Source organism: Variovorax boronicumulans, from assembly GCF_009811375.1.
In the GTDB taxonomy this organism is placed as follows: domain Bacteria; phylum Pseudomonadota; class Gammaproteobacteria; order Burkholderiales; family Burkholderiaceae_C; genus Variovorax; species Variovorax boronicumulans.
The window spans coordinates 1,836,797-1,857,390 of record NZ_BKDH01000001.1 but is presented as its reverse complement, the minus strand read 5'-3'; the positions used below and the strand labels follow the sequence as shown (position 1 = coordinate 1,857,390).

At 68.5% G+C, this 20,594-nt stretch carries 16 protein-coding genes; 5 read left to right on the top strand and 11 right to left on the bottom strand.

The window, feature by feature from the left end; genetic code table 11:
• Positions 1-2: 2 nt before the first annotated feature.
• The 3 genes from VHAB30_RS08375 to VHAB30_RS08365 are packed head-to-tail and all read right to left on the bottom strand — an operon-like array spanning position 3 to position 7,062.
• Positions 3-1,241 carry a TIGR03862 family flavoprotein gene (locus tag VHAB30_RS08375; protein WP_159276610.1) on the bottom strand — a complete coding sequence of 413 codons (1,239 nt, stop codon included), beginning with the start codon at positions 1,239-1,241 and terminating at the stop codon, positions 3-5.
• Positions 1,238-4,510: a UvrD-helicase domain-containing protein gene (locus VHAB30_RS08370; protein WP_159276608.1), complete on the bottom strand. Its 3,273-nt coding sequence runs from the start codon at positions 4,508-4,510 to the stop codon at positions 1,238-1,240. Before VHAB30_RS08370 ends, VHAB30_RS08375 begins: the two co-directional genes overlap by 4 nt.
• A complete protein-coding gene (locus VHAB30_RS08365) occupies positions 4,507-7,062 on the bottom strand; it encodes a PD-(D/E)XK nuclease family protein (protein WP_159276606.1) in 2,556 nt (851 codons plus the stop codon). Before VHAB30_RS08365 ends, VHAB30_RS08370 begins: the two co-directional genes overlap by 4 nt.
• Before the next feature lie 160 nt (positions 7,063-7,222).
• Here VHAB30_RS08365 and trxA point away from each other — a divergent pair, with 160 nt between their 5' ends.
• Together trxA and rho are read left to right on the top strand one after the other, a co-directional pair.
• Positions 7,223-7,555, top strand: a complete 333-nt coding sequence (gene trxA / locus VHAB30_RS08360) for a thioredoxin TrxA (protein WP_042578306.1) — start codon at positions 7,223-7,225, stop codon at positions 7,553-7,555.
• 182 nt (positions 7,556-7,737) lie between these two features.
• Positions 7,738-9,003: a transcription termination factor Rho gene (rho, locus tag VHAB30_RS08355; RefSeq protein ID WP_062473130.1), complete on the top strand. Its 1,266-nt coding sequence runs from the start codon at positions 7,738-7,740 to the stop codon at positions 9,001-9,003.
• 54 nt (positions 9,004-9,057) lie between these two features.
• Here rho and VHAB30_RS08350 read toward each other — a convergent pair whose 3' ends face one another.
• Positions 9,058-10,125, bottom strand: a complete 1,068-nt coding sequence (locus VHAB30_RS08350) for an oxidoreductase (RefSeq protein ID WP_159276604.1) — start codon at positions 10,123-10,125, stop codon at positions 9,058-9,060.
• A gap of 201 nt (positions 10,126-10,326) precedes the next feature.
• On the opposite strand from VHAB30_RS08350, the gene VHAB30_RS08345 reads away from it, so the two are divergent.
• From VHAB30_RS08345 to VHAB30_RS08335, 3 genes are all read left to right on the top strand, one after another.
• Entirely contained in the window at positions 10,327-10,587 is a 261-nt protein-coding gene (locus tag VHAB30_RS08345) for a type B 50S ribosomal protein L31 (RefSeq protein WP_056580149.1), read from the top strand.
• 90 nt (positions 10,588-10,677) lie between these two features.
• Positions 10,678-12,405, top strand: a complete 1,728-nt coding sequence (locus tag VHAB30_RS08340; protein ID WP_159276602.1) for a hypothetical protein — start codon at positions 10,678-10,680, stop codon at positions 12,403-12,405.
• A 3-nt stretch (positions 12,406-12,408) separates the two neighbouring features.
• On the top strand, positions 12,409-13,767 hold the full coding sequence (locus VHAB30_RS08335) for an MATE family efflux transporter (RefSeq protein WP_235926514.1): 1,359 nt from the start codon (positions 12,409-12,411) through the stop codon (positions 13,765-13,767).
• A gap of 19 nt (positions 13,768-13,786) precedes the next feature.
• On the opposite strand, the gene phoR is transcribed toward VHAB30_RS08335, so the two are convergent.
• The 7 genes from phoR to pstS are packed head-to-tail and all read right to left on the bottom strand — an operon-like array spanning position 13,787 to position 20,456.
• Entirely contained in the window at positions 13,787-15,124 is a 1,338-nt protein-coding gene (gene phoR, locus VHAB30_RS08330) for a phosphate regulon sensor histidine kinase PhoR (protein ID WP_174250214.1), read from the bottom strand.
• A gap of 44 nt (positions 15,125-15,168) precedes the next feature.
• Positions 15,169-15,861 (bottom strand): phosphate regulon transcriptional regulator PhoB, encoded by a 693-nt coding sequence (phoB, locus tag VHAB30_RS08325; protein ID WP_062473140.1) that lies wholly within the window; start codon positions 15,859-15,861, stop codon positions 15,169-15,171.
• A gap of 31 nt (positions 15,862-15,892) precedes the next feature.
• Positions 15,893-16,594, bottom strand: coding sequence for a phosphate signaling complex protein PhoU (gene phoU, locus VHAB30_RS08320; RefSeq protein ID WP_062473142.1), 702 nt, complete (start codon positions 16,592-16,594; stop codon positions 15,893-15,895).
• Between the two features lie 19 nt (positions 16,595-16,613).
• The gene (gene pstB, locus VHAB30_RS08315) at positions 16,614-17,399 is read right to left on the bottom strand and encodes a phosphate ABC transporter ATP-binding protein PstB (RefSeq protein WP_056580144.1); all 786 of its coding nucleotides are present in this window, start codon (positions 17,397-17,399) and stop codon (positions 16,614-16,616) included.
• Between the two features lie 17 nt (positions 17,400-17,416).
• A complete protein-coding gene (pstA, locus tag VHAB30_RS08310; RefSeq protein WP_159276600.1) occupies positions 17,417-18,301 on the bottom strand; it encodes a phosphate ABC transporter permease PstA in 885 nt (294 codons plus the stop codon).
• Positions 18,298-19,383, bottom strand: a complete 1,086-nt coding sequence (pstC, locus tag VHAB30_RS08305; protein ID WP_095745556.1) for a phosphate ABC transporter permease subunit PstC — start codon at positions 19,381-19,383, stop codon at positions 18,298-18,300. The genes pstA and pstC overlap by 4 nt, the downstream gene beginning before the upstream one ends.
• A 38-nt stretch (positions 19,384-19,421) precedes the next feature.
• Positions 19,422-20,456, bottom strand: coding sequence for a phosphate ABC transporter substrate-binding protein PstS (gene pstS / locus VHAB30_RS08300; RefSeq protein WP_062473144.1), 1,035 nt, complete (start codon positions 20,454-20,456; stop codon positions 19,422-19,424).
• Between the last annotated feature and the right edge of the window lie 138 nt (positions 20,457-20,594).

The following is a 20,594-nucleotide window of genomic DNA, read 5'->3' as shown; positions in this document are numbered from 1 at the left end:
GGCTACAGCCCCAGACGCTGGATCGCGCCGCGCGCCGCAGCCGCCCCGCTGGCCATCGCCGCCGTGAGCAGGTAGCCGCCGGTCGGCGCTTCCCAATCCAGCATCTCCCCTGCCGCGAACACGCCGGGCAGCGCCGTCGCCATCAGGGCCGGATCGAGCGCGTCGAAGCGCACGCCGCCCGCCGTGCTGATCGCTTCGTCGACCGGCCGCGTCGCGACCAGCTTCAGCGGCACCGCCTTGATGGTGGCCGCCAGCTGCGCCGGGTCCTGCATGGCTTCCTTGCTCAGCGCTTCGTGCAGCACGCCCGCCTTGATGCCCTCGATGCCGAGACGGCTCTTGAGGTGGCTGCTCAGCGAGCGAGCGCCGCGCGGATGCTTCACCGCGGCGAGCACCTGTTCGGCGCTGCGGTCAGGCAGCAGGTCAAGCAGCAGCGTCGCACTGCCGTTCGCTGCAATCTCGTCGCGCAGCAGCGCGGACGCTGCATAGACCAGGCTGCCTTCGATGCCCGTGGCCGTGGCGACGAACTCGCCCTTGCGCGCAAAGTGCCGCCCCTGGCTGTCGGTGAAGGCGATCGCGACTGACTTGAAGGGCTGCCCCGCGAAGCGGCTTGAAAAATGCTCGCTCCAGCCTGCGCCGTCGAAGCCGCAATTGGCGGGCAGCAGCGGCGCCACCGCCACGCCCTGCGCTTGCAGCCACGGTGCCCACGCTCCGTCGGAGCCCAGGCGCGCCCAGCTCGCGCCGCCCAGGGCCAGCACCACGGCGTCGGCCCTGGCGGTGACCTCGCCCGTCGGCGTCGCGAAGCGCAGCGCGTTCGCATCGAAGGCCGCGTCGCCCACCCAGCGATGCCGCATGTGGAACTGCACGCCCGCGGCGCGCAGGCGATGCAGCCAGGCGCGCAGCAAGGGCGCGGCCTTCATGTCGGTCGGGAACACGCGGCCCGAGGTGCCGACGAAGGTCTCGATGCCCAGTCCGGCCGCCCACTCGCGCGCCTGTTGCGGACCGAATTTGGCGAGCAGCGGCTCGAGCTGCGCGCGGCGCTCGCCGAAGCGGGTTACGAACACGTCGAAGGGCTCGGAGTGCGTGAGGTTGAGGCCGCCGCGGCCGGCCAGCAAAAACTTGCGGCCCACCGAGGGCATCGCGTCGTACACATGCACCTGCGCGCCGGACGCGCTCAGCACTTCGGCCGCCATCAGGCCGGCAGGTCCGCCGCCGATGACGGCGACGGTAGAAGAAACAGTCATTCGAGATTCACCAGTTCGCCCTGCCCGGTCAGGAACGCGGCGCGCACCGTGGCACCGGGGTAGGCATGTTGCACGGCAGCGCGGTAGCGCTGCATCTGTGCGATCAGGGCCGCGTCCCGTTCGGGGCGCGCGGCCGATTTGTAGTCGAGGATCCACCATGCGCCAGTGGCGCGCTCGCGCACCAGCCGGTCGATGCGCAAGGTATCGCCCTCGTGGACCAGCGTGACTTCATTGCCATGCCAGTCGATGCTGCGATCGTCCCACACCCAGGCACCGGCGCCCGCGCGGATGCGCTGGGCCAGCGCCGCGGCGCCGCGTGCCTGCTGCGGATCGAGCATGAATTCGCGCGCGGCCGCCCGCACATGGGCCGGCGGCAAGGCTTCGCCGGGCACCGCCCATTCGAGCAGCCGGTGCATGGCTTGGCCGAACGCGGCGGCGCGCGCGTCGACCGTGGCGTCTTGCGTCTTTTTCTTTTCTGGCGGCGCACCGGTTGCAGCCACGAGCGCTGCGGGCAGGCGCTTCATCGCGAAGGTGCCCACCCCGGTCTCGCCGGCAGCGGAGGCTTCGACCAGCGGCTCGTCGGCCTCGGTCGGCTCGCACAGCGGCTCCAGCCGCGCCCACCAGCTGCCCTCGTTGGCGCGCGACGGCTTCACCGACGACAGCACCAGCCGCTCGCGCGCCCGCGTGGTCGCCACGTAGAGGCCGTTGAGTTCTTCGCGGTGGCGCGCGCGCTGCTCCTCCTCGAGCAGCGCGGCGGCGCAGGCCGGCGGGGTCTTCTCGCTGGCCAGGAACACGAAGCGCGTCGGCGCGCTGTCGCTGCCCTTCCATTCGACCAGCACGCCCATGGTCTGGGCGCGCGGCGGCGGCGCGTCGCAGTCGAGCATCAGCACGGTGTCGGCCTCGAGGCCCTTGGCGCCGTGCACGGTCAGCAGCTGCACGGCTTCGGGCGCGGCCACGGTGGGCGCGCGCACGCCGCCCGCGCGCAAGGCGCGCACCAGGGCATAAGGCGTCGCGAAGCGCGCACCGTCGATGTCGAGCGAGGCGGCGACCAGCCCGCGCAGGTTGGCCAGCGCGCTCTGGCGCAAGGCCGCCGGCACCGCGGCGCCGAACTTCGCGAGCACGTCACCGTCGTGAAAGATCGCGTCCAGCGCGTCGTGCGGCGGCATCGCCATCAGCCAGCGCTGCCAACGGCGCAGCTGCACGCCCGCCTCGGTCAGCACGGGTGGCAGGCCTTCGCCCCTCTGGATCAGAGAGAACCAGCTGGCCACCGGCGTCTCGCGCTGGCAGCGGGCCAGTTGCACCAGCGTGTCGTCGTCGATGCCGAACAGCGGCGACTTGAGTGCGCGCGCCAGCGACAGGTCATGCGCAGGCGACACCAGCGCGTCGAGCAGCGCGACCACGTCCTGCACTTCGGGTGCATCGTTCAGGTCGTTCTTCTCGGGCTGCTGCACGGGGATGTGGCGACGGCGCAGCGCGTCCTGCATGGCCGACAGCCGGCTGCGGCGGCGCGCCAGCACCATGATCTGGCGCGGCGGCGTGCCATCGGCGATGCGCTGCGCGACCCAGCGCGCGGCCTGCTCGCACTCCTTCTGCAGCAGCTGTTCTTCGGGCAGCACGCGCGGCGTGACGAGGCTGTCGCGCCAGTGCAGCATGCCGTCGTCGGCCGGCGCGGCGGCCACCGTGGTGTCGAGCGCGTCGCGGTCGATGGCGGGCAGCTTCAGCAGCTCGCCCTCGTCGCCGCGCTCGGTGGTGTGGGCACGGTAGCCGTCGAACTCGCCGGCCGCCTGCGCGGCCAGCATCGCGCTGTTGACGAGGCCGACCACGGCGCGCGCGTTGCGGTGCGTGTGGTCGCAGTTGAGCAGTTCGCCGCCGAGCCCTTCGCGCACGAACTTCTTGGCGGCGATGAACACCTGCGGCTCGGCGCGGCGGAAACGATAGATGCTCTGCTTGGGGTCGCCCACGATGAACACGCGCGGCGCGCTGCCGCCCGCACCGGTGTAGGCGCTGAGCCAGCCGTAGAGCGCCTGCCACTGCAGCGGGTTGGTGTCCTGGAACTCGTCGATCAGCAGGTGCGCGACGCGCGCGTCGAGCCGCTCCTGCACCCAGCCCGACAGCGCCGACTGGCCCAGGAGCAGCTGCGCGGCCTGCTCGACGTCGTTCATGTCGACCCAGCCGTGCGCGCGCTTGACCTCGCCGAAGGCGGTGATCAGCAGGCGCGTGAGCCGCGTCATGCGCTGCTGGTAAAGCCAGGCCGCGTGCTGCGCCTGCGCGGCGCACAGCAGCTGCAGTTCGGTCTCGGCCTCTTGCGCGGCGGGGAATTTCTGCAGGTTCTTGGTGAGCCGGTCTTCGCTCGCGACGAAGAAGGTCTTGCGCAGCACGGCGAGTGCATCGGCCAGCGCCTCGGGCGCGGGCTCGCCGGTGCCGAACACGTCGATGATGGCTTCGGCCGCCTTCTGCGGCGTCTTGTTGGCCTCGCGGCCGAGGGCGGCGGCGCGGTCGAGCCAGCGGCGGCGCACGGCCTCGCCGCGCAGCGCGTCGGTCGGCACCTCCAGCCCCTGCAGGGCTGGGTACAGCACGTCGAACGGCGTCACCGCATCCTGGGGGGCGGACAGCGAGAACTCGACCCGCTTCGACAGCGCCTCGCCCAGCGCCTTCGCCGTCTGAGAGCGGCCGTGCGTGGCGACGACCGCGTAGTAGTCGGCCAGCGCGCGCGCATCGCCGGTCACGGCCTCGAAGAACGGACGCCAGGTGTGGTTGCGCGCCTCGGCATCGTCTTCGAGCAGTTCGTAGTTCGCGGGCAGCCCCAGCTCGCGCAGCACGGCGAGCGGCGCGTTGCGCAGCAAGCCCGCGAACCACGCGTGGAAGGTACGGAACTGCACCGGGCGCCCGCCTTCAAGCAGCCGCCGGTAGAGCCCTTGCAGGCGCGGCACGGCCGCCTGCGCGGCCTCCGGTGTCATGCCGCGCATCACGAGCTCGCGTTGCGACGCGGCCGGATCGAGCTCGGCGAAGAGCGCGAGCCACTGGTCGAGCCGCTCGCGCATTTCGCCGGCGGCCTTCTTGGTGAAGGTGATGGCCAGGATCTCGTGCGGCTCGCAGGCGGAATCAGCCTCTTCGAGCAGCGCGCGCACGATGCGCGACACCAGCATCCAGGTCTTGCCGGCGCCCGCACAGGCCTCGACCGCGACCGAGCGCCGCGGATCGCAGGCGACGGTGTAGAAGGCCTCGCGCGCGACGTGCCGGCCGTTGTGTTCGTAGGCAGCACCGTTCATGGCGTGACCTCCCAGAAATCCTTGCGGCACAGGCCGCGCGCGGCGCAGAAATCGCAGACGCTGCCCTCGCCCAGCGGCGGCAGCGGCGCGCCCTGCGCGATGCGTGCGAAGTCGTCGATGATGCCGGCGACCAGCGCATCGCGCGCCTCGACCACGGCGGGCTGCTCGACGGTCTGCGTGCCGGACGATTTCTCGCCCACGTTGACGTAGGCCGCTCGCAAGGTGTCGTCGGCGACCAGCGCTGCGTAGAAGGCGAGCTGCGTGTCCTCGGTCGGGTCCTTCACGCGCTCCTTGGTGACGGAGGCGGTCTCGGTCTTGTAGTCGATCACGAAGGGCTGGCCGTCGGCCGTGCGGTCAACGCGGTCGAGCCGGCCGACCAGCCGCAGGGTGCCCAGGGGCTGTTCTTTCCAGGGCTCGGCTTCGACGAAGACCGCCCCGTCGGCTTCATGTTTCGTGAGCCATTCGAGATACCCGTCGCGCACCGCCGGCCACGCGGCGGCGAACGGCAGGAACTCGGCATCGGAGTAGCCGAGCGTCTGCGTCACATCGCGCGCGGTGTCGGCGAGCAGCGTGGCGCGCGCCTGCGCATCGCTTGTCGGCGCGTCGCGCAAGGTCTCGTGGAACTGGCCGAGCACCGCGTGCAGCCAGTTGCCGAAGTCGCGCTTGTCGACCTCGGCATCGAGCTCGTCGGCGGTGCGCAGGCCCAGCTGGCGCAGCGCGAAGAAGCGATAGGGACAGCGGCGCAGGTCTTCGTAGACGCTGGTCGACACATTCGTGAGCGGCAGCAGCGCGCCCGAGGGCGTGGGCCGCAGGGTCGGCGTAACGGCGACGTCGCGCGGCGTGCGCGGATCGGCGCCCGACTGCAATGCGTGCGCGAGCTGCAGGGCCTGCACCAGCGGGCTCGGCCGCACGGGCTCGCCGCTGGCGTCGGAATGGCGCCAGACCAGGTCGCAGCTCGGGTTGCGCGTGGCCATGGCCCAGGCCGCGCGCTGTGCGGCCTCCAGCACCTCGCGCGAGGCCAGCCCCAGGTCGAGGCGCTGCGCTGCGCTCCAGTTGCCCGGCGGCTCGGGCGACGCGGGCATGCGGCGGTCGTCGCAGCCGGGAATGACGACGGCGCCGAAGACGCGGCCCAGCAGCTGGTACATCGGCAGCACGGAGACCTTGGGCGCCTCGTCGCCGGCGGGCGGCACGAAGCTGGCGTCCTCGAGCACGTCGCGCGCCCAGGCCGTGAACTCGGCCAGGCTGTGGCGTCCGCCGGGGAATTCGTCCTCCTCGCCGTGTGCGTCAGCATCAAGCCAGAGGGCGGCGATCACCTTGGCGCCCGCGAAGTCGGCGGCAAGCGCGTCCCACTGCTCGCCGACCGTCAACAGCTCGCGCAGCGCGCGATGCCACTCGGCCAGGGAGCGCGCGCGCGCCATCGGGGCGCGGCGGGCTTCGATGGTGGCGGTGAACGTGCGCAGGCTTTCGTCCCGCGGCTTGTCGCTGCGCGCGATCAACGCGCACCAAGCCTGCCAGTCGCGCACGCCTTCGCGCCGCAGGCGCATTTCGAGCGACTGCACGGCGAACACATCGACCTCGGCGCCGCTCTTGAGCCATTCGAGCACCTGGTCGGTGGCGGCGTCGTGCGCGCAGGCGCGCAAGGCACTCATCAGCGTGGCGGCAGCGCGCGTGGTGGACAGCTTCCAGCCGGTTTCGTCGTGCGTGACGATGCCCTGCGTGCTCAGCTGGGCGCTGATGCGGCGGGTGAGCGCGCGATCGGTGGCAACGAGCGCAACCGGTGCGCGGCCCTCTACCAGGTGCTGCAGCACGCAGGCGGCGGCCAGCTGGGCCTCGTCTTCGGGGTCGAGCGCCACGTGCGCGTGGGCGGCAGATGGCGGGGCATCGGCGGGCACGAGCGGGATGCGGATCGCGCGGTCGCCCCACCGCGCGCACAGGGCCTGCGTGAGCGGGTCGGTCTGGAAGCCTTCGAGCACGATCAGCGCATCGACCTGGGTGCGCGCCGCGTCGCGCAGCAGCACGTCGGTCGCATAGCCCGAGTTCGCGGCCCAGGCCACGGCGACGCGGATCAGCGCGCTCTCGATGCGGAACCACTCCGACTCGCTGCCGGCATCGGCCACCTTGGACGCCCCCTGGGCCCAGTCGCTGCCGCGCGCGTCAGGCGCCACGGCGGATGCCAGCGGCGCCAGCTGGTAGGCCAGCTCGACCACGCGCCCCGCGAGCGCGAAGCGTTCGGCCTGGAAGCCCGACTGCGCAAGCAGGCCCTGGGCCGTGACCAGGTCGCGCGCCATGTCGAAGGCGATGTCGTAGCCGGACGGCAGGAAGCCACCCGCGCTGCGCGCCCAGTTGTGCGTGGTCTCGAAGCGCGGCACGAAGCCCGGGCTGCCGCAGCGCGCCCACATGCCGCGCGCAACCGCCATCAGCTGCGCGTACGGCACCAGCACCACGGTGCGCGCCGCATGCAGCTGCCGTTCGCCGAGCGCGCGCACGATCCGCGCGACGACGCCGTCGGCGGGATCGCACCACAGGGCCTGGACGGGGTGGCCTTCGTTCATGTTCTATCGAGGGGGTTGAGGGGGTCGGCGGCAGGGCCGCAAAGGGCTTTGGCTATCGCCGCCATAGCCGGGCCGCATGGCACGTCACCCCTTGGTTTCTGTCACAATGACCAGCACTTTAGCTGCACCGAAACTCTCTCTGCGCACAAGGACACATCACATGGCCAGCGAACTGATCAAACACATCTCCGATTCTTCCTTCGAGGCCGACGTGCTCAAGTCCAGCCAGCCGGTTCTGGTCGACTACTGGGCCGAATGGTGCGGTCCCTGCAAGATGATCGCCCCGATCCTGGACGAAGTCTCGGCCACCTACGAAGGCAAGCTGCAGATCGCCAAGCTCAACGTCGACGAGAACCGCGACATCCCCGCCAAGTTCGGCATTCGCGGCATCCCCACGCTGATGCTGTTCAAGGACGGCCAGCTGGCCGCCACCAAGGTCGGCGCCATGAGCAAGGCGCAACTCACGGCCTTCATCGACCAGCAACTCGCCTGATGCATTTCTTCCGGCCAGCGCGCAATGCGTTGGCCGGGGCGATTTTCCTGTCATAATCGCCCTCAGTTCACCGGGCCTTTCATCAGGCAACCGGTTCGAGTTCCCCGGTTCGTGAGGCAGTTCTTGCCCCACATCAAACCTCCCCCCGTTCCCGATTCGATTACCCCTCCAGGGGTCGTTCCATGCACTTAAACGAACTCAAGGCACTCCACGTGTCTGAAGTCTTCAAGCAGGCTGAGGCGCTTGAGATCGAAAACATCGGCCGCATGCGCAAGCAAGAGCTGATGTTCGCGATCATCAAGAAGCGCGCCAAGGCCGGCGAACAGGTCTTCGCCGACGGTGTGCTCGAAATCCTGCCCGACGGCTTCGGCTTCCTGCGCAGCCCGGACACCAGCTTCACGGCCAGCACCGACGACATCTACATCTCGCCCAGCCAGGTGCGGCGCTTCAACCTGCACACCGGCGACATGATCGAAGGTGAAGTGCGCACGCCCAAGGACGGCGAGCGCTACTTCGCACTGACCAAGCTGGACAAGGTCAACGACGGCGCACCCGAAGCCAACAAGCACAAGGTGATGTTCGAGAACCTGACGCCGCTGTTCCCCAAGGAACAGATGAAGCTGGAACGCGAAGGCGTCAAGGGCGAAGAGAACCTCACCGGCCGCATCATCGACATCATCGCCCCCATCGGCAAAGGCCAGCGCGCCCTGCTCGTGGCACCGCCCAAGAGCGGCAAGACGGTGATGATGCAGCACATCGCCCACGCGATCAGCGCCAACTACCCCGACGTCCACATGATGGTGCTGCTCGTGGACGAGCGCCCTGAAGAAGTGACCGAAATGCAGCGCACGGTGAAGGGCGAAGTCATCGCTTCGACCTTCGACGAGCCCGCAGCGCGCCACGTGCACGTCGCCGAAATGGTGATCGAGCGCGCCAAGCGCCTGGTCGAACTCAAGAAGGACGTGGTGATCCTGCTGGACTCGATCACGCGTCTGGCCCGCGCCTACAACAACGTCGTGCCCTCGTCGGGCAAGGTGCTGACCGGCGGTGTCGATTCCAACGCGCTGCAGCGCCCCAAGCGCTTCCTGGGCGCCGCGCGCAACGTGGAAGAAGGCGGCTCGCTGACCATCATCGGCACCGCGCTGATCGACACCGGCAGCCGCATGGACGAAGTGATCTTCGAAGAGTTCAAGGGCACCGGCAACTCCGAAATCCACCTGGACCGTCGCCTGTACGAAAAGCGCGTGTTCCCCTCGATCCAGCTCAACCGCAGCGGCACGCGCCGCGAGGAACTGCTGCTGGCCCCCGAGATCCTGCAGAAGACCCGCATCCTGCGTCAGCTCATGTACAACATGGACGAGATCGAGTCGATGGAGCTGATGCTCAAGAACATGAAGGCGACCAAGACCAATGTCGAGTTCTTCGACATGATGCGTCGCGGCGGCTGAGCTTCAGGCTCTTCCGCAAAAGCGCGTTGGCCCTCACGGGTCAACGCGCTTTTTTCATGGGCGCTCGATGCGGATGGCGCGGCCTTCGGCGGCGCTCTGGCGGCCGATGTCGAGCAGCTCCATCAGTGCAACGGCCTGCGCGGGCGGAACGGGATTGGGCCCCTTGCCGAGAATCGCATCGCGGACCGCGGCGTAGTAGTCGGCGTAGTTGCCGGCCTGCGTCGGTACCGCGCGAAAGTGCGGTGCGCCGTCGCTGCCCGTCAGCGTGAGTTCGCCATCGAGTGGATCGGCGCCCCACCCTTCGGCCGGCGGTCGCTGGCCGGCGCGCAGCGCGTCTTCTTGCGTGTCGACGCCGTGCTTGACGTAGCTACCGCGCGTGCCGTGCACGATGTAGCGCGGAGCCGCATGGGCCGCAAGCGTCGTGGCGTGCAGCACCACGCGCAGGGGCGCATGGGGGCCGCCTTCGTAGCGCAGCACGGCATGGAAATAGTCTTCGACCAGCGCGCCATCGCGCAAGGCGGCGGTGTCGAGTTGCAGCGTGTCGGGCCGGCCGAAGAGCTGCACGGCCTGATCGACCAGATGCGCGCCCAGGTCCACCCACAGGCCCGAACCTGGTACCGGCTGCTCTCGCCAGCGCTCACGAACCTGGGGCCTGAAGCGGTCGAAATGCGATTCCAGGTACACCGGGCACCCCAGGTCGCCAGATGCCAGGACCTGCTGGAGCGTCAGGAAGTCGGCGTCGAAACGCCGGTTCTGGTAGACCGAGAGCACGCGATTGTTGCGCCCTGACAACAATTCGAGCTCTCGCGCTTCGGCCACGTCGAGCGTGAAGGGCTTGTCGACCACCACGTGCTTGCCCGCCTCCAGCGCCGCCTTGGCGACCGGATGGTGCTGGGCATTGGGCGTCGCCACCACCACGAGGTCGATGTCCGCCCGGGCGACCAGCGCCGCCACGTCAAGCACCACGGCCACGCCCGGCCAGTCGGCATGCACCTTGTGCGGCTGCGAGCTCGCCACGGCCGCCAGTTCGAGCCCCGGAACGGCCGAGAGCACCGGCGCATGGAAGGTCTGGCCGGCGAAACCGTAGCCGACAAGGCCGGCGCGAAGGGGTGTAGAAGTCATGGGAGGGCCCGGTTTGCTCGCAATTGGGGCAGTATGCGATAATCATGGGCTCCGCGAAAAGTGCGGCTGGGCACGTCGCCCGGCTTCCTTGGCCCCCACACTTCACGTCAAAGGCCTCAAGGGCGGCGCGCCAGATTGCTGGCACGCTGGTGGCTCTCGCATCGACCGCGCATTGATTCCAACAGCGCAAAAGGAAACACCATGGCAAAAGAAGGCATCCACCCGAATTACCGCGAAGTTCTGTTCGTCGACATGTCGAACGGCTTCAAGTTCGTGACCCGTTCGTGCGCGAACACCAAGGAAATGGGCAAGACCGACGACGGCCGCGAGCTGCCCCTGTTCAAGCTCGACACCACGAGCGAATCGCACCCCTTCTACACCGGCACGCAAAAGTCGGTGGACAACATGGGTGGTCGCGTCGAGAAGTTCCGCAACCGCTTCGGCAAGACCGCTGCCAAGTAATCAGGCACGCGCTCTGGCGTCGAGGGCAGCCCGGTTTACCGCGCTGCCCTTTTTCTTTCCAATCACCCCTTCGCCTCTTCCGCCTCGCCCTTGAACCAGCCGACCCCCGCGATCGTTGCCCAGAATGCCGTACGCCGGCTGCCGCGCGTCGCGTTGCTGCTGCTGTGCGCGGCCTACCTGCTGCCGGGCCTGCTCGGCCGGGGCCCCTGGAAGAGCGCCGACATCACGGCCTTCGGCTACATGGCCGAACTGGCCCGCAGCACCGAGGGCATCGCCCGCTGGTTCGATCCGCTGCTGCTGGGCATGCGCCCCGAGACCCCCGCGCTGATCCCCTACTGGATCGGCGCCTGGGCGATCCAGCTCGCCCCGTCGTGGGTCAACCCCGATCTGGCGGTGCGCTTCGTGTTCGCGCTGATGCTGTGGGGCACCTTCACCGCGACCTGGTACGCCGTCTACTACCTCGCCCGCACGCCGCGCGCCCAGCCTGTGGCCTTTGCCTTCGGCGGCGAGGCGCGCCCCACCGACTACGCCCGCGCCATCGCCGACGGCGGCCTGCTGGCGCTGATCGCCTCGCTGGGCCTGGCCCAGCTGGGGCATGAAACCACCCCCGCACTGGCGCAGCTGTACTTCGCCTCGCACCTGTTCTACGGCGTCGCCGCACTGCCCTACCGCCGCGTCGGCCCGGTGATCGCCCTCGTGGTCGGCACCCTTGGCATGACGCTGAGCGGCGGGCCGACCGTCGGCCTTGCGCTGGCGATCGGCAGCGCCGTGTACATGGCCTACGAGCGCCACCAGCGCGCCATCCGTGCAGCGGAAGGCTACAGCGACGACGAGAGCCCCGGCTTCACCCTGCCCGCCTTGCTGACGATGGTCGGCATCACCGTGCTGGCCGCCGCGCTGGTCTTCGGCCTGGGCCTGGCGCAATGGAAGATCACGCTGGGCCACTCGCTGCTGTCCGACGTGCGCAGCCAGGCCAAGCTGCTGCTGTGGTTCACTTGGCCGGTCTGGCCGCTCGCGATCTGGACGCTCTGGCGCTGGCGCCGCCAGTGGCTCGAGCGCCACGTGGCGCTGCCGCTGTGGTTTGCGCTGGTGCCGTTGGCCGCCACCTGGACCACCGACTTCTCCGACCGCTCCCTGCTGCTGGCCCTGCCCGCCTTCGCCACGCTGGCAGCCTTCGCGCTGCCGACCTTCCGGCGCAGCGCCGCGGCGCTGATCGACTGGTTCAACGTGCTGTTCTTCAGCGGCCTGGCCGTGCTCGGCTGGATGTACTGGATCGCCATGCTGACCGGCGCGCCGCGCAAGCCGGCCGCCAGCGTGGCGCGGCTGGTGCCGGGCTTCGTGGCCGAGTTCTCGCCGGTGGCCTTCGTGCTCGCCCTGGCCGCCACGCTGGCCTGGTGCTGGCTGGTGCGCTGGCGCACCGGGCGCCATCGCGCCGCGCTCTGGAAGACGCTGGTGCTGCCGGCCGGCGGCACCGCGCTGTGCTGGATGCTGCTGATGACGCTGTGGCTGCCGTCCATCGACTACGCACGCAGCTACGTCCCGCAGGTGCGCGCCGTGACCGAGCGCATCGGCCATCCGCGCTGCGTCGCCGAGCTGGCCTTGAGCCGGCCGCACGTCGCGGCGCTGCGCCACCATGGCAACCTCAACCTGCAGCCGCTGCTGCTGGGCAACGACTGCCCGTGGCTGCTCGTGAGCCCCGACACCATCGAGCGGCTGCACACCATCATCCCGCTGGAACAGTGGCGCTTCAGCGGCACGCTGCGCCGTCCCAGCAGCCCCACGGACGACCTGCTGCTCTACGAAAAGATCGTGCGCTGACCCGTGAGCAGCAGCACGCACGGGAACGAACGCGGACTCATCGCACGGCACGCCGGCACGGTGCTGATCGGCCAGCTGGCCGTGATGGCTTTCGGCGTGGCCGACACCATCATCGCGGGCCGCTATTCCGAAGGCGCACTGGCCGCGCTCTCGGTGGGCGCCGCCATCTTCGTCAGCGTGTATGTCTCGCTGATGGGCGTGCTGCAGGCGCTGCTGCCAGTGTGGGCCGAACTGCACGGCGCCAACCGGGGCAGCGAGATCGGCCGCTCGGTGCGCCAGTCGCTCTACCTCGCAGCCATCGCCGTCGTGGTCGGCATGACCGTGCTGCTGCTGCCCGGCGCCGCGCTGCGCTGGACGCAGGTGCCCGCCGACATGCGCGGCGAGGTCGAGGCTTACCTCGCGGTGCTGGCCTTCGCGCTGGCGCCCGCCCTGCTCTTTCGCCTCTTCAGCACGCTGAACCAAAGCCTGGGCAAGCCCAAGCTCGTGACCTGGCTGCAGCTGGCCTCCCTGCTCGTGAAGCTGCCGCTGTCGGTCTGGTTCACCTTCGGCGGTGCCGGCCTGCCGGCGATGGGGCTGGTGGGCTGCGCCTGGGCCACGCTGTGCGTGAACTGGGCCATGCTGGGCTGCGCGGTCTGGCTGCTGCGCCACGGCGCGTTCTACCGCGGCTACCAGCTGTGGGAACGCATCGAGGCGCCCGACTGGCGCCAGATCCGACTGTTCGCGCGGCTGGGCGTGCCCGGAGGCCTCGCGGTGCTGGTGGAAGTGACCTCGTTCACGCTGATGGCGCTCTTCATCGCGCGCCTGGGCACCGCGGCCGCGGCCGCGCACCAGATCGCCTCGAACCTGCTGGCCGTGGCCTACATGACGCCGCTGTCGCTCGCCATCGCGACCAGCGCGCGCGTGAGCTTCTGGCTCGGCGCCGGCGACACCGCCCGGGCGCGCCATGCCTGCCGCCTGGGCTTCGAGCTCACCGCCCTGTTTGCCCTGCTCTATGCCGGCGCCATGGCCGCGTTTCGCACGCAGCTCGCCAACGTGTATTCCGACAACCCCGCCGTGATCGCGATGGCCTCGGCGCTGCTGGTCACGGTGGCGCTGTACCACATCGCCGATGCCTTCCAGACGCTGTGCGTCTTCGTGCTGCGCTGCTACCGCGTGACGCTGGCGCCGCTGGTCATCTACTGCGCGATGCTCTGGGGCATGGGTTTGGGCGGCAGCTACCTGCTGGCCTACCGCGGCCTGGGGCCGTGGCCCGCCATGCAGTCGCCGCTGGCGTTCTGGCTCATGAGCGCCGCAGCACTGGCGCTCACCGCGCTGTTGTTCGTGGCACTGCTGCGCTGGACGATGAACGCGCGGGCCCGCTGAAGGCCGCGCGGCTCGCTGGCTACTTGACCATCACGCGCGCTTCGCGCACCCGCGTCGCCGGGAACAGCAGCGCAAAACGACTGCCCTTGCCCACCGTGCTTTCGATGCGCAATTCGGTGCCGTGGCGCTGCGCAATGTGCTTCACGATCGCCAACCCAAGCCCGGTGCCGCCGGTTTCGCGCGACCGGCTGCGGTCGATGCGATAGAAGCGCTCGGTGAGTCGCGGAATGTGCTCGGCGGCAATGCCAGGGCCCGTGTCGCGCACGGCGTATTCGCCGCGCCCGTCGGGCAGCACCCGCCAGGTCACGACCACCTCGCCGCCGCCCGGCGTGTAGCGGATGGCATTGCTCACGAGGTTCGACATCGCGCTCTGCAGTTCGGTCGGCGCGCCCGACAACTCGGACTCGGCTTCGGACGTGAACGTGAGCCGGTGCCCCTGCGGCGTGAGCCGGCCCGACAGGCCGCGTCCTTCGTCTTCGCACTGCGCCAGCAGCGCGCGCATGCGCACCCACTGGTTGCCTGACGGCGCCGCGCTGCCTTCCAGCCGCGACAGCGTCAGCAGGTCGTTCACCAGCGTTTCCATCCGGTGCGACTGCTGCCCCATCAGCGACAGGTAACGCGTGCGCTCGTCAGCATCGAGCGGCAGGTTCTGCAGCGTCTCGACAAAGCCCGCCAGCACCGTGAGCGGCGTGCGGATCTCGTGCGACACGTTGGCCACGAAGTCGCGCCGCATCGCCTCGGCCTGCTCCAGCGCCGTGATGTCGCGCGTGAGCAGCATGCGCCGGTTGCCGGCGTAGGGATGCACCTGCACCGACAGCCGCACCGGATGGCCGCGATGCTGTGCATGCACGAGGCCGGGTGCATCGATGACGACGTCGCGGCTGTAGTTCCACGAGGCCAGGTAGGCCACGAACGCCGGATCGCGCACGAGGTTCGCCAGGTGCTGCAGCAGGTCGCGCTCGGCATCGATGCCGAACTGGCCCGCCGCCGTCTGGTTGCACCACTCGATGCGGCCCTGCTCGTCGAGCAGCACCACGCCGTTGGGCGAAGCCTGGATCGCGGCCAGGAACTCTTGCAGCCGGTCTTCGGCCTGCCGGGTCTGTTGTTCGCGCTCGCGCAGCAGCTTGCGGATGCGCTCCGAGAGCTCGCCCCACACGCCCGGCCCGCGCGACGGCAGCCCGGCCGCGTCGTTGCGCAGCACGCGCAACAGGCGTTCGGCGCGCCAGGCATCGAAGCCCAGCCAGAGCACCGCGCCCAGCCAGGCGCCCAGCCAGCCGTACTTCCAGCCGAAAAGGCCGACAGCGCCCGCCGCGATTGCGAGGGACGCTATTAAAAAAGTAGCAATACGGAAAGGCATGGCGGGCGATTATCCGCGCCCGCCGCCGAGGCTCACGGCGCTGCTCACACCGTGACTTGGGCCGTCAGCCGGTAACCCGCTCCGCGAACGGTTTCCACCATCGGCGCGGCCACGCCCAGCGACTCGCGCAGGCGCTTGACGTGCACGTCGACCGTGCGTTCCTCGATGTAGACGTGGTCGCCCCACACCTTGTCCAGCAGCTGCGCGCGGCTGTGCACGCGCTCGGCATGCTGCATCAGGTAGGCCAGCAGCTTGAACTCGGTCGGGCCGACCTTCAGCGCCCCGCCCTGCCACGTCACGCGGTGGGTGGAGGTGTCGAGGGCGAGTTCGCCGATCTCGACGCGCTCGGTCACCACCTCGGGCGCACGGCGGCGCAGCACGGCGCGGATGCGCGCCAGCATTTCCTGGGTGGAGAACGGCTTGGTGATGTAGTCGTCGGCACCGGCATCGAGGCCGGCGACCTTGTCGGGCTCGTCGCCGCGCGCCGTGAGCATCAGGATCGGGATGGCCTTGGTGCGCGGGTCTTTGCGCCACTGGCGCGCGAGCTGCAGGCCGCTCTGGCCCGGCAGCATCCAGTCGAGCAGGATCAGGTCCGGCAGGAAGGCGTCGATTTCACGCTGGGCGGCGGCACCGTCTTCGGACCAGATCGGCTCGAAGCCGTTGTGGCGCAGGTTGACGGCGATCAGCTCGGCGATCGAGGATTCGTCTTCGACGATCAGGACTCTTGGTTTCTTCATGCGTTATGGGGAGTCTTTGCGGCGACGGTCGTCACTGCAATGCCGACTCGATTTCCTCCATCGAAGTGTGCCGCACATCGGCGCCCTTGACGATGTAGATGATGAACTCGGCGATGTTCTTGGCGTGGTCGCCGATGCGTTCGATGGCCTTGGCCAGGAACAGCAGGTCCAGGCTGGCGGAGATGGTGCGCGGGTCTTCCATCATGTAGGTGACCAGCTTGCGCACGAAGCCGTCGAACTCCTTGTCGATGAGGTCGTCGTCCTTGAGGATCGACAGCGCGGCGGCCGTGTCCAGGCGCGCGAAGGCGTCCAGCGCGGTGCGCAGCAGGTTCGAGGCCAGGTCGGCGGCAATGCGCAGCTCGGTGGTGGGCAGCTGGCGGGCCGATCCGCTTTCGATGATCGACTTGACCATACGTGCGATCTTGTTGGCCTCGTCGCCCACGCGCTCCAGGTTGGCGGTGGTCTTGCTGATGGCGATCAAGAGGCGCAGGTCGCGTGCCGTGGGCTGGCGACGGGCGATGATCGACGACAGCTCGCGGTCGATCTCGATCTCCATCGCGTTGACGCGATGCTCGGTCTCCATCACGCGGTCGGCGGCTTCGGCGTCGAACTGCAGCAGGGCGTACACGGCCTGGTGGATCTGCGACTCGACCATGCCGCCGAGCTCCATCACGCGCGACGAGACGCCGTTGAGTTCGCTGTCGAACTGGCTGGAAAGGTGTTTCTCGGTCATGGTGTTGTTTCCTTTGACTTCAACCGAAGCGGCCGGTGATGTAGTCCTCGGTCTCCTTGCGCTGCGGCTTGAAGAACATCTGTTCGGTGGCACCGAACTCGATCAGGTCGCCGAGGTACATGTAGGCGGTGTAGTCGCTGCAGCGGGCGGCCTGCTGCATGTTGTGGGTCACGATGACCACGGTGTACTCGTTTTTCAGCTCGGCGATCAACTCTTCGATCTTCGCGGTCGAGATCGGGTCGAGTGCGGAGCACGGTTCGTCGAGCAGCAGCACTTCGGGCTTGATCGCGATGCCGCGCGCAATGCACAGGCGCTGCTGCTGGCCGCCGGACAGGCCCGAGCCGCTTTGCTGCAGCTTGTCGCGCACTTCGGTCCACAGGGCGGCCTTCTTCAGGGCCCACTCGACGCGGTCGTCCATTTCGCTGGCCGACAGATTTTCGAACAGCTTCACGCCGAAGGCGATGTTGTCGTAGATCGACATCGGGAACGGCGTGGGTTTCTGGAACACCATGCCGACCTTGGCGCGGATCAGCGCCACGTCCTGCTTGGACGTGAGCAGGTTCTCGCCGTCCAGCGCAATGGTGCCTTCGGCGCGCTGCTCGGGGTACAGCTCGAACATGCGGTTGAAGGTGCGCAGCAGGGTCGACTTGCCGCAGCCCGACGGGCCGATGAAGGCCGTGACCTTGTTCTCGGGGATCTCGAGGTTGATGCCCTTGAGCGCGTGGAACTTGCCGTAGTAGAAGTTCAGGTCCTTGACCGAGATCTTCGAGCGCGACGGTTGTTGTTGTGCGACGGTGTTTGGCATGTTGGCGCCTTCTTGATTTAGTGTTTGTTGCGCGTCAGCACGCGCGCCAGGATGTTGAGGGCAAGCACGGCGACGGTGATCAGGAACACGCCGGCCCAGGCCAGTTGTTGCCAGTTCTCGTACGGGCTCATGGCGAACTTGAAGATCGTGACCGGCAGGCTGGCCATCGGCTGGCTCACGTCGGCGGTCCAGAACTGGTTGTTCAGCGCGGTGAAGAGCAGCGGCGCGGTCTCGCCGGCGATGCGGGCCACGGCCAGCAGCACGCCCGTGACCACACCGGCGCGCGCGGCGCGCAGCGTGATGCTGAGAATGACCTTCCACTTCGGCGTGCCCAGTGCGTAGGCCGCTTCGCGCAGGCCCGGCGGCACCAGCTGCAGCATGTTCTCGGTGGTGCGGATCACCACCGGAATCACGATGAGCGCCAGCGACAGCGCGCCGGCCAGGCCCGAGAAGGTCTTGAAGTAGGCCACCACCACGGCGTAGACGAACAGGCCGATCACGATCGACGGCGCCGACAACAGGATGTCGTTGACGAAGCGCGTGATCGAGGCCAGCAGGCCCTTGGGGTTGTACTCGGCCAGGTAGATGCCGGCCATGATGCCGATGGGCGTGCCCACGAAGGTCGCCAGCATCACCATCACGAACGAGCCGAAGATGGCGTTGGCGATGCCGCCCGCCTCGTTCGGCGGCGGCGTCATCTCGGTGAAGGTGGCGAGCGCCAGGCCGCCGATGCCCTGGCGCAGCGTTTCCCACAGGATCCACACCAGCCAGAACACGCCGAACGCCATCGCGGCGAGCGACAGCGTGAGGGCGATCTTGTTGACGCGGTTGCGCGCGGCGAACTTCGCCTGGCGCGTCTCTGCCAGGGTCTTGGCGTTGATCAGGTTTTGCGCGGTGCTCACGACTTGGTTCCTTCGCTCTTCTTCATCTGGGCCAGCAGCATCTTCGAGAGCGACAGCACGACGAAGGTGATGAAGAACAGCACGAGGCCGAGGTACATCAGCGCGGCCTGATGCAGACCCGCGCCGGCTTCGGCGAATTCATTGGCCAGGGCCGAGGTGATGCTGTTGGCCGCCTCGAACACCGACAGGGAGTTGAGCTGGTTCATGTTGCCGATCACGAACGTGACGGCCATGGTCTCGCCCAGTGCGCGGCCCAGGCCGAGCATGATGCCGCCGATCACGCCGGCCTTGGTGTAGGGCAGCACGACCTTGGAGACGACTTCCCAGGTGGTGGAGCCCAGGCCGTAGGCCGACTCCTTGAGCAGCGCGGGCGTCACTTCGAACACGTCGCGCATCACCGAGGCGATGAACGGAATGATCATGATCGCCAGGATGATGCCGGCCGACAGGATGCCGATGCCCACGGGCGGGCCGGACACCAGGGCACCGAGGTACGGCACGCCGGCCAGCAGCTTCTGCAGCGGCTGCTGCACCCAGGTGGAAAGAATGGGGCCGAAGACCAGCAGGCCCCACATGCCGTACACGATCGACGGCACGGCGGCCAGCAGTTCGATGGCGGTGCCCAGCGGGCGCTTGAGCCAGTTGGGCGAGAGTTCGGTCAGGAACAGCGCGATGCCGAAGCTCACCGGCACGGCGATCACCAGCGCGATGAACGAGGTGGCCAGCGTGCCGTAGATCATCACGAGGCCGCCGTACTCGTCCTTCACCGGGTCCCACACGCTGCTCGTGAGGAAGCCGAGGCCGTACTTCGAAATGGCGGGCCAGGCGCCGGCAACCAGCGACAGCAGGATGCCGATCAGCATCGCGAGCGTCAGCAGCGCGGCGCCCTTGGCGGCCCAGCCGAAGAGACGGTCGGCCATGGGGCCGGAACGGGCCGCCTTGACGGGCGGCGGAGGAGCGGCGGAGGTGCGCGCGCGCTCGGCCGCGAGGTCGAGGGAGGCGGCAGCAGCGGGGAAGGTGGATGACACGGGTCGCTCCGGCAAAGACGAAAGCGGCGCGTCCTGGAGCGAAGAGTTGCTCATGGGCGCGCCGTCCTGGAGGGTGGATGAAGGGTTGCTTCTTACTTGAACGCGACCGGCTTGCCCGATGCGTCCTTCACTTCACCCCATGCCTTGGCAATGGTGGCCTTCACGGCGTCGGGCATCGGCACGTAGTCCAGCTCGTCGGCCGTCTTGTCGCCGCCCTTGTAGGCCCAGTCGAAGAACTTCAGCACGGTGGTGGCGCTGGCGGGCTTGTCCTGCACCTTGTGCATCAGGATGAAGGTGGCGCCGGTGATGGGCCACGAATCCTTGCCGGCCTGGTTGGTCAGCACTTGGTAGAAGCTCTTGTTCCAGTCGGCACCGGCGGCGGCGGCCTTGAAGGCGCTGTCGTCGGGCGAGACGAACGTGCCGGCGGCGTTCTGCAGCTGCGCGTAGGTCATCTTGTTCTGCTTGACGTAGGCGTACTCGACGTAGCCGATCGAGTTGGGCAGGCGGTTCACGAAAGCGGCGACGCCTTCATTGCCCTTGCCACCCGCGCCGGTGGGCCAGTTCACGGCCGTGCCTTCGCCGACCTTCGACTTCCACTCGGCGTTGACCTTGCTCAGGTAGTTGGTGAACAGGAAGCTGGTGCCCGAACCGTCGGCGCGGCGAACCGGGGCGATGGCGGCGTCAGGCAGGGCCAGCGACGCGTTCAGTGCCTTGATGGCGGGGTCGTTCCACTTGGTGATCTTGCCCAGGTAGATGTCGCCCAGCACCTGGCCGTTGAGCTTCAGCTCGCCCGGCTTGATGCCGGGGATGTTCACCACGGGGATCACGCCGCCGATGACGGTGGGGAACTGCATCAGGCCCTTGGCTTGCAGTTCGTCGTCCTTCAGGGGAGCGTCCGAAGCGCCGAAATCGACGGTCTTGGCTTCGATCTGCTTGAGGCCGGCACCCGAGCCGACCGACTGGTAGTTGATCTTGACGCCGGTGGCCTTGTTGAAGTCGGAAGCCCACTTGGCGTACAGCGGTGCGGGGAAGCTGGCGCCGGCGCCGGTCACGTCTTGTGCGAAGGCGGAAATGGAGAACAGCGCGGTCACGAGGCCGGCGGTTGCAAATTTGAACGTCGTTTTCATAAAGCTTCCTTGAGAAGTAAGAAGTAGTCCCTTTGGGGGCTCGAACGGACTCTAAAAAGCTTTTGTGACATCGATGTGACACCCCTTCTGTCGAGGGAAAATGCCGCTGCGCCACCCCTGTTGTGTGTGACGCTGTCA

Bases quoted from the DNA above. Each gene is read 5' to 3' on its own strand.
- VHAB30_RS08375 (WP_159276610.1), bottom strand. From the start codon at position 1,241: ATGACTGTTTCTTCTACCGTCGCCGTCATCGGCGGCGGACCTGCCGGC.
- VHAB30_RS08370 (WP_159276608.1), bottom strand. From the start codon at position 4,510: ATGAACGGTGCTGCCTACGAACACAACGGCCGGCACGTCGCGCGCGAG.
- VHAB30_RS08365 (WP_159276606.1), bottom strand. From the start codon at position 7,062: ATGAACGAAGGCCACCCCGTCCAGGCCCTGTGGTGCGATCCCGCCGAC.
- trxA (WP_042578306.1), top strand. From the start codon at position 7,223: ATGGCCAGCGAACTGATCAAACACATCTCCGATTCTTCCTTCGAGGCC.
- rho (WP_062473130.1), top strand. From the start codon at position 7,738: ATGCACTTAAACGAACTCAAGGCACTCCACGTGTCTGAAGTCTTCAAG.
- VHAB30_RS08350 (WP_159276604.1), bottom strand. From the start codon at position 10,125: ATGACTTCTACACCCCTTCGCGCCGGCCTTGTCGGCTACGGTTTCGCC.
- VHAB30_RS08345 (WP_056580149.1), top strand. From the start codon at position 10,327: ATGGCAAAAGAAGGCATCCACCCGAATTACCGCGAAGTTCTGTTCGTC.
- phoR (WP_174250214.1), bottom strand. From the start codon at position 15,124: ATGCCTTTCCGTATTGCTACTTTTTTAATAGCGTCCCTCGCAATCGCG.
- phoB (WP_062473140.1), bottom strand. From the start codon at position 15,861: ATGAAGAAACCAAGAGTCCTGATCGTCGAAGACGAATCCTCGATCGCC.
- phoU (WP_062473142.1), bottom strand. From the start codon at position 16,594: ATGACCGAGAAACACCTTTCCAGCCAGTTCGACAGCGAACTCAACGGC.
- pstB (WP_056580144.1), bottom strand. From the start codon at position 17,399: ATGCCAAACACCGTCGCACAACAACAACCGTCGCGCTCGAAGATCTCG.
- pstC (WP_095745556.1), bottom strand. From the start codon at position 19,383: ATGAGCAACTCTTCGCTCCAGGACGCGCCGCTTTCGTCTTTGCCGGAG.
- pstS (WP_062473144.1), bottom strand. From the start codon at position 20,456: ATGAAAACGACGTTCAAATTTGCAACCGCCGGCCTCGTGACCGCGCTG.